The sequence below is a fragment of the Streptomyces sennicomposti genome (assembly GCF_019890635.1).
Lineage (GTDB): Bacteria > Actinomycetota > Actinomycetes > Streptomycetales > Streptomycetaceae > Streptomyces > Streptomyces sennicomposti.
Window position 1 is genome coordinate 47,677 of the sequence record NZ_JAIOAB010000044.1, and the last position, 13,473, is coordinate 61,149.

Annotated in this window: 7 protein-coding genes; 6 read left to right on the top strand and 1 reads right to left on the bottom strand. The window is 73.7% G+C overall.

Going from position 1 to position 13,473, the window contains the following annotated elements; genetic code table 11:
• The first annotated feature begins 189 nt into the window (after positions 1–189).
• Together K7787_RS32155 and K7787_RS22485 are read left to right on the top strand one after the other, a co-directional pair.
• Complete coding sequence (locus tag K7787_RS32155; RefSeq protein WP_282107278.1) at positions 190–2,157, top strand: DUF8189 domain-containing protein; 1,968 nt, start codon at positions 190–192, stop codon at positions 2,155–2,157.
• A 179-nt stretch (positions 2,158–2,336) separates the two neighbouring features.
• The gene (locus tag K7787_RS22485; RefSeq protein ID WP_223002711.1) at positions 2,337–5,711 is read left to right on the top strand and encodes a LamG-like jellyroll fold domain-containing protein; all 3,375 of its coding nucleotides are present in this window, start codon (positions 2,337–2,339) and stop codon (positions 5,709–5,711) included.
• Here K7787_RS22485 and K7787_RS22490 read toward each other — a convergent pair.
• On the bottom strand, positions 5,668–7,587 hold the full coding sequence (locus K7787_RS22490) for an ABC transporter ATP-binding protein (RefSeq protein ID WP_223002718.1): 1,920 nt from the start codon (positions 7,585–7,587) through the stop codon (positions 5,668–5,670). The two genes, K7787_RS22485 and K7787_RS22490, sit on opposite strands and share 44 nt — an antisense overlap.
• A gap of 152 nt (positions 7,588–7,739) precedes the next feature.
• On the opposite strand from K7787_RS22490, the gene K7787_RS22495 reads away from it, so the two are divergent.
• From K7787_RS22495 to K7787_RS22510, 4 genes are all read left to right on the top strand, one after another.
• Positions 7,740–8,504 carry a crotonase/enoyl-CoA hydratase family protein gene (locus tag K7787_RS22495; protein ID WP_223002712.1) on the top strand — a complete coding sequence of 255 codons (765 nt, stop codon included), beginning with the start codon at positions 7,740–7,742 and terminating at the stop codon, positions 8,502–8,504.
• A gap of 364 nt (positions 8,505–8,868) precedes the next feature.
• On the top strand, positions 8,869–9,957 hold the full coding sequence (locus tag K7787_RS22500; RefSeq protein ID WP_223002713.1) for a mechanosensitive ion channel family protein: 1,089 nt from the start codon (positions 8,869–8,871) through the stop codon (positions 9,955–9,957).
• 427 nt (positions 9,958–10,384) lie between these two features.
• The gene (locus tag K7787_RS31890; RefSeq protein WP_247721173.1) at positions 10,385–10,984 is read left to right on the top strand and encodes a DUF4186 family protein; all 600 of its coding nucleotides are present in this window, start codon (positions 10,385–10,387) and stop codon (positions 10,982–10,984) included.
• Positions 10,985–11,135: 151 nt separating this feature from the next.
• Entirely contained in the window at positions 11,136–13,355 is a 2,220-nt protein-coding gene (locus K7787_RS22510; protein ID WP_009191724.1) for an NADP-dependent isocitrate dehydrogenase, read from the top strand.
• Positions 13,356–13,473: the final 118 nt, after the last annotated feature.

Consider the following 13,473-nt stretch of genomic DNA (forward strand, 5'->3'; position numbering starts at 1 on the left):
GCCGCGAAGAAAGCCCTCTCGGCGGTCCGGCGCCGTCGAATTCGGGGACCGTCGAGCCGATACGCCATCAACTTGGTTGAATTCGAACGCCGTTGAGACGAACCGTTTACCTTCAGGATTCCTAGCGAAGATCTTTGTTCACCTGACTGAAACGGCATCGTTCACCATCCGATGCTTACCGTCCACGTCATGCATCGGATTTCACCTCGCGCACTCATTTCCGCCACCGCGCTGGCCGCGGCCCTGGCGACGGCCCTGCCGCTCACCGGCGCGCTGCCCTCCGCTCCCGCGGCGGCCGCCGTGTCGCTCACCTGCGGCACCAACGGGGCCACGTACACCCTGGATTCCGCGGGCAAGCTCAACAGAGCCGACATGCCGAACCCGGCGGTCGGCAACGCCCTGCCCGCCGGCAACACCATCGACAGCACCTGGACCGGCTACGGCGTCATGCTCGCCGGCCCCGGCGCCCGGTTCTACGGCATCAAGTCGGACGGGCTGTACTACAGCCACCGGGTCACCGCCACCACCACCTGGGACGTCCACCACCGCAAGATCAGCTCCGACTTCACCCAGTTCAGGGCCGCCGGCCGCACCGACGACATCACCATCGACCGGGGCGGCTACCTCTGGTCCCTCTCCGGCGCCACCAACGACCTGCGCTGGTACCGCTACGACGCGGACGCCGACAAGTTCATCGAGGGCAGCGGCAAGATCGTCGACAAGGGCTGGAACTACGACGCCATCTACGCGGGCGAGACCGGCGTGATCTACGGCCGCGACGCCACCGACGGCAGGCTCTACCGCTCGCGCTACGACTACACCAGCCAGCGCTGGATCGAGCGCCATGTGCTGGCGTCCGCCGCCGACTGGAGCGACACCAAGTTCATGTCGTCGTACGGCGGCGACACGCTGTTCCGCGTCAAGGGCGGCGGGGCGGTGGCCTACTACCGCTACGACGAGGACACCCGGGACTTCCCCGTCTACAACAAGCAGGTCGAGGCGTCCGGCTGGGCCGGCTACGTCTCGGTCTCGGCGGCGCCCGACATCTGCAGGCTCAACGTCAGCCACACGCCCGCGGCGACGCCCGTGCCGCTGGAGTCGTACACCCCCAACACCGTCATGCAGGCCTCCGACGGCAAGCTGGAGATCGCCTACACCGACAACATCGGCCGCCTGGTCCACGGCCGCACCGACCCCGCCGACATCAACAACGCCCAGTGGACGGTGATCTCGGACCAGGAAGCCTTCACCGGCACCCCCTCGCTCTCCGCGCACAGCGACGGCCGCGTCGTCGTCACCGCCCACAACACCTCCGGCAGCGTCTGGCAGCGCAACCAGAGCGCCGTGGGCGGCGCCGACTGGGGCAACTGGATCAACCTGGCCGGCGCCATGCAGCAGCACCCCGTCACCGGCAAGACCCCCAGCGGCCTGATGACCCAGTTCGCCGTGGACGCCGACGGCAAGCCCTGGTACCGCATCCAGCAGCGCGCCAACGTCGACTTCATGGGCTGGACGCCGCTCGCCGGCGCCGGCTTCTCCGGCCCCTTCACCGCCGTCACCGTGCGCGACGGCATCCAGCTCTTCGGCCGGAAGACCGACGGCACGCTGGCCACCGCCCTGTTCAAGGAGGGCGGCACGCTGTCGGCGTGGACGAGCCTCGGCGTCCAGGCCGTCGCCGGCACGCCGTCGGTCATCGTCTACCCGGGCTACCGTGTGCGGGTCTTCGCCGCCGACGCGAGCGGCAACGTGCTCACCACCGCGCAGTCCGCCGAGGGCGGGGCCTACGGCGCCTGGGAGACCGTCCCCGGCATCACCGCGCAGGGCTCCCCCAGCGCCGTGATCTCCCCGCTGACCGGCCTCACCGAGGTCGTCGTCCGGGGCGCCGACGGCTACGTCCACGGCACGGGCGAGACCACCCAGGGCAGCGGTGAGTGGCGCGCCTGGAAGCAGGAGAGCTACGAGACCTCGGCCACCGACCCGACGGCCTTCACCTACACCAACCCCACCGGCCCGACCTGGGCCTACACCTTCCGCACCGCGGACAACCAGACCCGGATCTACCAGGTCCAGCAGTCCTCCTCGCTCAGCGCGATGCGCGCCGCGGCCGACGCGCCGACGTTCCGCGGCGCCGAGCTGCCCGCGCCGCCGGCCAAGTGAGCCCGCGCTAGCGGCGGTCGGTGGCGGCCCGACGGCCGTCACCACCGTGCCGAAACCGCCGCCGCCCGGCCCGCCCCGCCCCCGCCCCGTCGGCGGACCGGGGCGGGCCGGGCGGCGGTCCGCCGACGGCCGGGTCCGCGCCATGCCCCCCGTCCCGCCCCAGAAAGGTCTGCATCGCCGTGTCCCGGCTACGCATACGCGGCCCAGGCGCCGCCCTCCTCGCCCTGGCCCTGGTCCTCCTCGGAGTCCTCGCCCCGCCCGCGGCCGCGAGCGGCACCCAGCCGTCGGCCGACGGTCTCGTCGGGAGCGAACAGATCCTCTTCCGCTCCGGGACCGCCGGGTACGGCTGTTTCCGCATCCCCACCCTCGTCCGCACCAAGACGGGCGCCCTGCTCGCCTTCGCCGAGGCCCGCCGCTCGCCCTCCTGCGCCGACCGGGGCGCGATCGACATCGTCGTCCGCCGCTCCACCAACGACGGCCGCACCTGGGGCCCGATCCGGGTGGCGCTCGCCGGCAGCGACACCGACCCGGAGGCCCCCTACACGCGCGGCAACCCCTCCCCCGTCGCCGACCTGCGCACCGGCGACGTGCACCTGCTCTCCACCTCGGAACCGGCCGAGCCGGGCGGCAGACGGCTGCCGTGGGTGCAGCGCAGCACGGACGACGGGCTGACCTTCGGCGCGCCCGAGCGGCTGCCGCGGCTGTCCGACCCGCAGGACGGCTGGTTCGGCACCGGCCCCTCGCACGGCATCCAGCTCAAGCGCGGCGACAAGCCGGGCCGGCTGGTGGTGGGGGCGTACGAGTCGCCGCCGGGGGCCGATCACCGCCAGCTCGTGGGGGTGATCTACAGCGACGACGGCGACCACTGGTTCGCGAGCGACACGGCCGACTCCGCCGGCCCCGGGCTGGCGCCGGGCGAGCCCTCCGTCGCCGAACTCGACAACGGGCAGGTCTACCTCAACGCCCGCAACAACAACGGCACGTCGTCCGGGCACCGCACCCACGCCGTCAGCGACGACGCGGGCGCGACCGTGCCCGCGCAGCAGGTGGTGCCCTCACTGACCACGCCGGAGGTGCAGGGCTCCGTCCTCGCGCTGGAGCAGACGTATCGCACCAGGCCCGGCGACACGCTCGTCCTGTCGGCGCCCGGGCACGCCACGGACCGGCAGAACATGCGGATCCGCTACTCCACGGACCGCGGCGCCACCTGGAAGGACGGGGCGCAGATCAACGCCAAGCGGGCCGGGTACTCCGATCTGGCCGAGCTGACCGACGGCGAGATCGGCCTGGTCTACGAGGGCGGCGACGGCTTCTCCGCGGCCAACGTCTACTTCGATCGCTTCACCCCGGCGGCGGCCGGCGTGCCCGGCGCCTTCACCGGCGCGGTCTACCCGCAGGCCTCCCGGGCCGCCGGCCGCACCACCCCAGACACCGCCGCGGACGCGAACGACGCCTATCTGGCGGGCAGTTCGACGCTCGGCGCCGGACGCTGGAACCAGGGCCTGGTCCTCGACGCCACCGGCGAGTACGCCGACGTGCCGTACGCGCCGGGCCTCGACCCGGGCGACGGCGACTTCACCTGTTCGCTGTTCTTCAAGTACAAAGCGCAGGCCACGGACACCCAGGCCCGGGTGCTGATGTGGGCCTACGGGTTCGGCGCGGCGAAGCCGCAGGTGTGGGTGCGCGCCCAGCCCGGCCAGGACCGGCTGTACGCCTGGGTGCAGGGCACCGGCGGCACCGCCTCCGTCGCCCTGCCCGACACCGGTCCCTCGACGGCGTTCGGCGACGACGCCTGGCACCATCTGACGCTGGTGCGCGAGGGCGGCCGGATCACCCTCGCGGTGGACGGCACGTCCTCGGCGCAGGCCACCGGGGTCGCCGGGTCGGTCGGTTCCGGCCGGGTCGCCGGGGTCGACGGCATCCGGCTCGGCGCCAAGCCCGAGACGGCGGCCGGCGACCCCTTCAACGGCGCGCTGGACGAGTTCCGGATGTACCGCGCCGCGCTGACCGACGCGCAGCTCGCCACGCTGCGCACGGCCAACGACGCCGCCCCGGCGGCCGGTTCGCTCGCCGTGCGGCTGCCGTTCCAGGTGATCGACACGGCCGACGCGCCCGCGCTGACCCAGGTCCCGATCGAGGACGACGTCACCGGGCACTGCGCCGACGGCACCCTGCTCGGCGGGGTGCCCGGCGAGGTGGCCGGCCGGATCGGCAAGGGCGCGATCTCCCTCTCGTCGTCCCGGCCCGGCGTCGAGGTCCCGTATCTGCCGGCGCTCGACGTCGGCGCGGGCGACTTCACCTACACCCTGTGGTTCCGGCACACCCTGACCGCGTCCGACCCGAACGCCGCGCTGCTGTGGGCCTACGGCTCGGTCTCCGGCGAGCCCTCGCTGTGGGTGCGGGCGCAGCCCGCCCAGCGGCGGCTGTTCGCCTGGGCCGAGACCCCCGCGGGCCCGGTGCAGGTGGCGCTCGCGGACACCGGCGCGGCGCCCGCCTTCGGGGACGGCGCCTGGCATCTGCTGGCCCTCACCCGCAGCGGGGGCACGCTGCGGCTGAGCGTCGACGGGACCGCGTCCGCGGAGGCGACCGGCCTGTCCGGCGCGCTCACCTCCGCCGCCACGCCGGAAGGGCTGCGGGTCGGCTCCAAGCCGGGCGACCTGGACGTGTTCACGGGCGCCCTGGACGAGGTCCGGCTCTACAAGCGGGCGCTGACGGCGGACGAGCTGACCCGGGTCGCGCGGTCCGCCGCCGGTTCCGCGGGCGGCTACCCGGCCGACCGGCCCGCCCTGGCGTGGACCATGGAGAACGGCAACACCGAGTCCCACCTGGTGGCCCGGCCGGCCGCCGGCCCGGCCACCCCGGACGCGTCGGTGCACTGCGACCACGCCTATGTACGGGGCGGGGCCCGGCCGGTGGCCTCGGCGGGCGGCGGGAAGTTCGGCGCGGGGCTCGCCCTGGACGGCACGGACGACTCCGTCGAGGTGCCCTACGGCGCGGACACCGCCCTCGGCTCGGGCGACTTCACCGTGGCGACCTGGCTGCGCTACACAGCCGGCCAGACCAGCGCCAACCAGGTGGTCTTCTGGGCCTACGGCGTCGGCAGCACCGAACGGCAGCTGTATCTGCGGGCGCAGCCGGGCCAGGACCGGCTCGCCGCCGTACTGCAGACCGACACGGCCACCACCACCGTCTACGCCGCCGACGCCGGCGCGGCCTACGCCTTCGGCGACGGCGCCTGGCACCACGTGGTGCTCCAGCGCTCGGGCGGGAAGCTGAGCCTGTCGGTGGACGGCGGGACGCCCGGCGAGGCCGCGGCCCCGGCCGGGTCGGTGACGTACGACGACGGCTTCGCCGTGGCCGGGTTCCATCTGGGAGCCCGGCCGGACGGGGCCGACCGGCTCAAGGGCTCCCTGGACGAGTTCCGGCTGGTGCGGCGCGCGCTGACGGCGGACGAGGTGACCGCCCTGCGCACCTCCGACGCGGACACCGGGACGGCCACCACCGTCCGGCTCACGTTCGAGACGCTGTCGCCCCGGCCGTACGCCCGGATGTGAGCCGGTCCTGGCCCGGCCGCGACCGCTCGGTGAACTGGGTGCGGTACAGCTCCGCGTACCGGCCGCCCGCCGCCAGCAGCTCGTCGTGCGTGCCGCGTTCGACGATCCGGCCCGCCTCCAGGACCAGGATCAGATCGGCGGCGCGCACCGTGGACAGCCGGTGGGCGATCACCAGGGCGGTGCGGCCGGCCAGGGCCTCGGTGAGGGCTTCCTGGACGGCGGCCTCCGAGGTGTTGTCGAGGTGGGCGGTGGCCTCGTCCAGGATGACGACCCGCTGGCGGGCCAGCAGCAGCCGGGCGATGGTCATCCGCTGGCGTTCGCCGCCGGAGAGACGGTAGCCGCGTTCGCCGACGACCGTGTCCAGGCCGTCGGGCAGGGCGCGGACCAGGGTGTCGAGGCGGGCCCGGCGCAGCGCGTCCCACAGGTCCGCCTCGCTCGCCTCCGGGCGGGCCAGCAGCAGGTTGGCGCGGACCGAGTCGTGGAAGAGGTGGCCGTCCTGGGTGACCATGCCGACCGTGGCGCGCAGGGAGGCGGCGCTCAGGTCGCGCACGTCCACGCCGCCGACGCGCACGGCGCCCGCGTCCACGTCGTACAGGCGCGGCAGCAGGGCCGCGACGGTGGACTTGCCGGCGCCGGAGGAGCCGACCAGGGCGACGGTGCGGCCGGGTTCGGCGCGGAAGGAGACGCCGTGCAGGACCTCCTCGCCGCCCCGGGTGTCGAGGCTCGCCACTTCCTCCAGGGAGGCGAGGGAGACCTTGTCCGCGGCCGGGTAGCCGAAGCGGACGCCGTCGAACTCGACCGCGACCGGGCCGTCCGGGACCTCCCGGGCGCCCGGCCGCTCCCCGATCAGCGGCTGGAGGTCCAGCACCTCGAAGACCCGCTCGAAGCTGACCAGGGCGCTCATCACCTCCACCCGCGCCCCGGCGAGCGCGGTGAGCGGCGCGTACAGGCGGGTGAGGAGCAGGGCGAGGGAGACGACGGCGCCCGGTTCCAGGGCGCCGCGCAGGGCGAACCAGCCGCCGAGGCCGTAGACCAGGGCGAGCGCGAGGGAGGACACCAGGGTCAGGGCGGTCAGGAACACCGACTGCGCCGTCGCCGTGCGGATGCCGATGTCCCGCACCCGGCGGGCGCGGGCCGCGAACTGCGCCGACTCCTCCTCGGGGCGGCCGAAGAGCTTGACGAGGGTGGCGCCGGGGGCGGAGAAGCGCTCGGTCATCCGGGTGCCCATCGCCGCGTTGAGCGTGGCCGCCTCCCGCTGCATCCGGGCCATCCGGGCGCCCATCCGCCGGGCCGGGAGCACGAACAGCGGCAGCAGCGTCAGCGCGAGCAGGGTGATCTGCCAGGACAGGGTCAGCATGACGGCGAGGGTGAGCAGCAGGGTGACCACGTTGCTCACGACGCCGGACAGGGTGGTGCTGAAGGCGCGCTGGGCGCCGATGACGTCGTTGTTGAGCCGGGAGACGAGCGCCCCGGTGCGGGTGCGGGTGAAGAACGCGACGGGCATGCGCTGCACATGGTCGAAGACGGCCGTGCGCAGATCGAGGATGAGCCCTTCGCCGAGCGTCGCCGACAGCCGCCGGCCGAGGATGCCGAGCGCGGCCTCGGCGACGGCGATCGCCGCGATCAGCAAGGCGAGGCGGACGACGACGGCGCGGTCGCCGTGCGAGACGATCGCGTCCACGACCCGCCCGGCGAGGACGGGGGTGGCCACCGCGAGCAGCGCGGTCACCACCCCGAGGGCGACGAAGGCGGCGATACGGCGGCGGTGCGGGCGGGCGAACGCGCCGATGCGGCGCAGCGTCGCGCGGGCGAAGGGGCGGTGGCCCTGCTGGGCGTCGATGACGCTGCGCAGCTGGGTCCAGGCGGTGGTCTCCATACTCATGAGGGCGAACGTAGGACCTCGAGCAATGTTGAGGTCAACTGTGCGGTGCGGGCGTGTCATGTGTGACCGGCCGGGTGCGGGGGCGGCCGGGTGTGGTGACCGGGGAGTAACCTGCCGTTCCCGTCCCGCCGAAGGAGGCCACCGCCATGCCGGTACGTGTCGAACGCCAGGGGTACGTCACCACGGTCGTGCTGTCCCGGCCGGCCGCCCGCAACGCGGTGGACGGTCCCACCGCGGCCGGACTCGCCGCCGCCTTCCGGGAGTTCGAGGCCGACGAGGGGGCCAGGGTCGCGGTGCTGTGGGGCGAGGGCGGCACGTTCTGCGCGGGCGCGGACCTGAAGGCGGTCGGCACCGAGCGCGGCAACCGGGTCGCCGAGGACGGCGACGGCCCGATGGGGCCGACCCGGATGCGGCTGTCCAAACCGGTGATCGCGGCGGTCGCGGGACACGCCGTGGCCGGGGGCCTGGAGCTGGCGCTCTGGTGCGATCTGCGGGTGGCCGAGGAGGACGCCGTGTTCGGGGTGTTCTGCCGCCGCTGGGGCGTGCCGCTGATCGACGGCGGCACGGTCCGGCTGCCCCGGCTGATCGGGGCCGGGCGCGCGATGGACCTGATCCTCACCGGGCGCCCGGTCCCGGCCCGGGAGGCGTACGAGATGGGACTCGCGAACCGGGTCGTGCCGACCGGGCGGGCCCGTGCCGAGTCGGAGCTGCTGGCCGCGGAGATCGCCCGGTTCCCGCAGGAGTGCCTGCGCTCCGACCGCGCCTCGGCCCTGGACCAGGAGGGGCTGCCGGAGGACGAGGCGATGCTGCGTGAACTGCGGTACGGCGCGGCCGTGTTGCCGGCCGGCATCGAGGGCGCCGGACGGTTCGCGGCGGGGGCGGGGCGGCACGGGGCGTTCGGGGACGGGTGAGTCGGGGGGGCCTGCGTGCGGCGGTGTGCGGGAGTTGGTGAAGTGTCGGGAGCGGGTGAGGGGCCGGGGGTAGGTGAGGGGCCGCCGGGGGCGGGGGTGGGTGAGGCGCCGGGCGGTGGGCGGGGCGCGGAGGGCGGTGAGTTGTCGAGGGCGCCGTGCGGTGGGCGGGGCCGTCGCGGTGCGAACTGCCCTGCCGGATACGGCAGGATGAGCGGGCGCGCCGTACACGGAACACCCGGAGCACCGGGGACCGGCGGCGCGCTCGCACATCCCGCAATCGAGCAGGTGACAACGTGACGCAACCTCACTTCCGGCCGTCGGCGGCCGCCCCGTGCGCCGCAGAGCGTTCCACCGGAGGCCGCCGATGAACCGCGCCATGACCCTGGACGATCTCACCCTCGCCGGCATCGCCGTGGCCGCGGGACTGGCCGGGGCGTTCCTGTCCCGCACGGTGCTGCGCTGGCTGGCCAAGCACGCCAAGCGGACCAAGTGGAGCGGCGACGACGTCATCGTGGACGCGCTGCGCACGGTGGTGCCGTGGGCGTCGATCGCGGGCGGCGTGGCGGCCGCCGCGGCGATCCTGCCGCTGCACCGGGCGGTGCAGCACCACGTCGACCAGGGCCTGACCGTGTGGATCATCTTCGTGGTGACCCTCTCCGCGGCCCGCGTCGTCGCCGGACTGGTGCGGTCGGTGACGCAGTCCCGTTCCGGGGTCGCCGGTTCGGCCACCATCTTCGTCAACATCACCCGGATACTGGTGCTGGCGATCGGCTTCCTGGTGGTGCTGCAGACCCTGGGCATCTCGATAGCGCCGCTGCTCACCGCCCTGGGCGTGGGCGGTCTGGCGGTGGCCCTGGCCCTCCAGGACACCCTCGCCAACCTCTTCGCCGGCGTCCACATCCTCGCCTCCAAGACCGTCCAGCCCGGCGACTACATCCGGCTGAGCACGGGCGAGGAGGGGTACGTCGAGGACATCAACTGGCGGCAGACGACGGTCCGCCAGCTCTCCAACAACCTGGTCGTCATCCCCAACGGGCAGCTCGCCAAGACGAACATGACCAACTTCACCCGGCCCGAGCAGCAGCTGACGATCCTGGTGCAGGCGGGGGTGGGCTACGACAGCGACCTGGAGCACGTCGAGCGGGTGACGCTGGAGGTGGTCGCCGAGGTGATGCACGAGATCACGGGCGCGCTGCCGGAGCACGAGCCCGCGATCCGGTTCCACACCTTCGGCGACTCCCGGATCGGCTTCACGGTCATCCTGGGCGTGGGCGAGTTCAGCGACCAGTACCGGATCAAGCACGAGTTCATCAAGCGGCTGCACCGCCGCTACCGCGACGAGGGCATCACCATCCCGGCCCCGACCCGCACGGTGACGCTGCACCAGGGCGCGGTGGCCATACCCCACCAGCGCAGCGGCGCGGACGCGGAGACGAGTACGGGGGTGAACTGAGAGCGCCTGCCGTGCGGGCGCGGCGGAGGCTGGAGGCGGCGCGTGTCCTCTGGGCCGCGTGTGTCCTGCGGGGCGGTACGTGCTCGGGGGGCGGTGCGTGTCCTGGGGAGGGCGCGCGCCGCTGTGGACGGTACGTGTCCTGCGGACGCGCGGGGGCTGTGGGCGGTGCCTGCCCTGCGGGCGGCGCGGAGCCTCGGGGCGGTGCGGGGCTGTGGGCGGCGCGTGCCCTATGGGCCTCGCGTGCCCTGCGGGGCAGTAGGTGCTCGGAGGGCGGTGCGGGCTCTGAGAGCCGACCGCGCCCCACGGGCGGCAGGCGCTCCGCGCCGCGGCGTACGTCCGTAGGGCGCGGTGGGCTGCGGCCGGCCGCCGGTGGCCGGATTCGTGCGGTCCGGCGGTGCGGCGCGCTCGGCCATATGCTCGAAGGAGCATGACTTCCTCCCCCGACACCCCCGCACCGGACCCGGCGTCCGGCCCCACGCCCGTCCCGGCGGCCGGATCGGGGCCGCGCCCCGCGACCGGTCCGGCGACCGGTTCCGGACCCGGAGCCGAAGCCGGTCCGGCGACCGGTCCCGGACCCAGTGCCGGAGCCGGAGCCGGTCCGACGGCCGCAGCGTCCCCCGCCGATGCCCCGGCCGCTGCCCCCACCTCCGCCCCCGCCCCGCCGTCGGCCGCCGATCTGGACCGGCGGATCGACGTCATCGGGCGGCAGCCCTTCCGCGCCAAGTTCCACCTCCGTGGCCGTGACCTCGTCACGGCCCAGTCGCACGGCCCCGCCACCCTGCGGTGGCACGCGCGGGACCTCATCGCCCAGCGGCTGGCGCCGGCCGAGCCGTACAAGGACGGCAAGCAGACGCCCTACCGGGGGCACCCGGTCTTCGTCGCGCAGCACGCCACCGCGACCTGCTGCCGGAGCTGCCTGCGGCGCTGGCACGAGATCCCCAAGGGGCGCGAGCTGAGCCGGGCCGAGCGGGCGTACGTCGTCGAGGTGATCTGCCGCTGGATCGAGCGCGAGGTGGCGGGCGCGTGAGCCGCCCCGCCCCTGGGCGGCGGCCCGCGGCGCGGGGCCGTCACCCCGCCGCGGCGAAGTTCCGGGGCGGACCCCTGTCGAGCCGGGGCCGATCACGAGATATCTTGATGTCGAGCAATGTTGCAGACGTGGACGTGGAGCGGAGCACCCGGTGACTGACTCGAGCATCATCTACACACACACTGACGAGGCCCCGGCCCTGGCGACGTATTCCTTCCTGCCGGTGGTCAAGGCGTACGCCTCGCAGGCCGGTGTGCCTGTGGAGACCCGCGACATCTCGCTGGCCGGGCGCATCATCGCCGTGTTCCCGGAGTACCTGACCGAGGACCAGCGGATTCCCGACGCGCTCTCCGAGCTGGGCGAGCTGGCCAAGACGCCCGCCGCCAACATCATCAAGCTGCCGAACATCTCGGCCTCCCTCCCGCAGCTCAAGGCCGCGGTCGCCGAGCTGCAGGCGCAGGGCTACGCGCTGCCGGACTACCCGGACGACCCGAAGACCGACGAGGAGCGCGAGATCCGCGCCCGCTACGACAAGGTCAAGGGCTCCGCGGTCAACCCGGTCCTGCGCGAGGGCAACTCCGACCGCCGCGCCCCGGCCTCGGTGAAGAACTACGCCAAGACCCACCCGCACCGCATGGGCGCCTGGAGCCCCGAGTCCAAGACGAACGTGGCCACCATGGGCGTGGACGACTTCCGCTCCACCGAGAAGTCCGCGGTGATCGCCGAGGACGGCGCGCTGCGCATCGAGCTGGTCGGCGACGACGGCACGACCACCGTGCTGCGCGAGTCCGTACCCGTCCTCAAGGGCGAGGTCGTCGACGCCTCCGTGCTGCACGTCGCGCCGCTGCGCGAGTTCCTCACGGAGCAGATCGCCCGCGCCAAGCAGGAGGGCGTGCTGTTCTCCGTGCACCTGAAGGCCACGATGATGAAGGTCTCCGACCCGATCGTCTTCGGTCACGTAGTGCGCGCGTTCTTCCCGAAGACGTTCGCGAAGTACGGCGAGACGCTGGCCGCGGCCGGCCTGACCCCGAACGACGGTCTGGGCGGCATCTTCAAGGGCCTGGAGGGCCTGCCGGAGGGCGCCGAGATCAAGGCGTCCTTCGACGCCGAGCTGGCCGAGGGCCCGGAGCTGGCCATGGTCGACTCCGACAAGGGCATCACCAACCTGCACGTGCCCTCCGACGTGATCGTGGACGCCTCGATGCCGGCCATGATCCGCACCTCGGGCCACATGTGGGGCCCCGACGGCCAGGAGCACGACACCCTCGCCGTCCTCCCGGACTCCTCCTACGCGGGCGTCTACCAGGCCGTCATCGACGACTGCCGCGCCAACGGCGCCTACGACCCGTCGACCATGGGCTCCGTTCCCAACGTCGGTCTGATGGCGCAGAAGGCCGAGGAGTACGGCTCCCACGACAAGACCTTCGAGGTCGCCACCACCGGCACGGTCCGCCTGGTCGACCAGGCCGGCGACGTGGTGCTGGAGCAGACGGTCTCCGCCGGCGACATCTTCCGCGCCTGCCAGACCAAGGACGCGCCGATCCGCGACTGGGTCAAGCTGGCCGTCACCCGCGCCCGCGCCACCGGCGACCCGGCCGTCTTCTGGCTGGACGAGACCCGCGCCCACGACGCCAACCTGATCGCCAAGGTCAAGGAGTACCTGGCGGAGCACGACACCGAGGGCCTGGACATCAAGATCCTGTCCCCGGTGGAGGCCACCAAGCTGTCGGTGGAGCGCATCCGCCGCGGCGAGAACACGATCTCCGTCACCGGCAACGTGCTGCGCGACTACCTGACCGACCTGTTCCCGATCCTGGAGCTGGGCACCAGCGCCAAGATGCTGTCGGTCGTCCCGCTGATGGCGGGCGGCGGCCTGTTCGAGACCGGCGCCGGCGGCTCCGCGCCCAAGCACGTGCAGCAGCTGGTCAAGGAGAACTACCTGCGCTGGGACTCCCTCGGCGAGTTCTTCGCCCTGGTGCCGTCCCTGGAGCAGTTCGCCGAGGCCACCGGCAACACCAAGGCCAAGGTCCTCGCGGACACCCTGGACCGGGCCACGGCGACCTTCCTCAACGAGGACAAGTCCCCGACCCGTCGCGTCGGCGGCATCGACAACCGCGGCAGCCACTTCTACCTGTCCCTGTACTGGGCGCAGGAGCTGGCCAAGCAGACCGACGACGCCGACCTGGCCAAGGCGTTCGCGCCGCTCGCCGAGACGCTCGCCGCGAACGAGCAGAAGATCGTCGAGGAGCTGATCGCCGTCCAGGGCAAGCCGGCCGACATCGGCGGCTACTACCAGCCCGACCCGGCCAAGGCGGCCGAGGTCATGCGCCCGTCGGCCACCTGGAACGAGGCCCTGGCCACACTGAGCTGACCCCGCACCGGTGCGTCCCGCCCCTGCGCGGGACGCACCGCTCGCCACACCCCCGCTCCGCCCCCGCCCGGCCCTGTGCCGGCGGGGGCGGAGCCCCGCGGGCCGCCGCCCCCGCCAC

Coding starts and splice junctions, on each gene's coding strand:
- K7787_RS32155 (WP_282107278.1), top strand. CDS start 190: ATGCATCGGATTTCACCTCGCGCACTCATTTCCGCCACCGCGCTGGCC.
- K7787_RS22490 (WP_223002718.1), bottom strand. CDS start 7,587: ATGGAGACCACCGCCTGGACCCAGCTGCGCAGCGTCATCGACGCCCAG.
- K7787_RS22495 (WP_223002712.1), top strand. CDS start 7,740: ATGCCGGTACGTGTCGAACGCCAGGGGTACGTCACCACGGTCGTGCTG.
- K7787_RS22500 (WP_223002713.1), top strand. CDS start 8,869: ATGAACCGCGCCATGACCCTGGACGATCTCACCCTCGCCGGCATCGCC.
- K7787_RS31890 (WP_247721173.1), top strand. CDS start 10,385: ATGACTTCCTCCCCCGACACCCCCGCACCGGACCCGGCGTCCGGCCCC.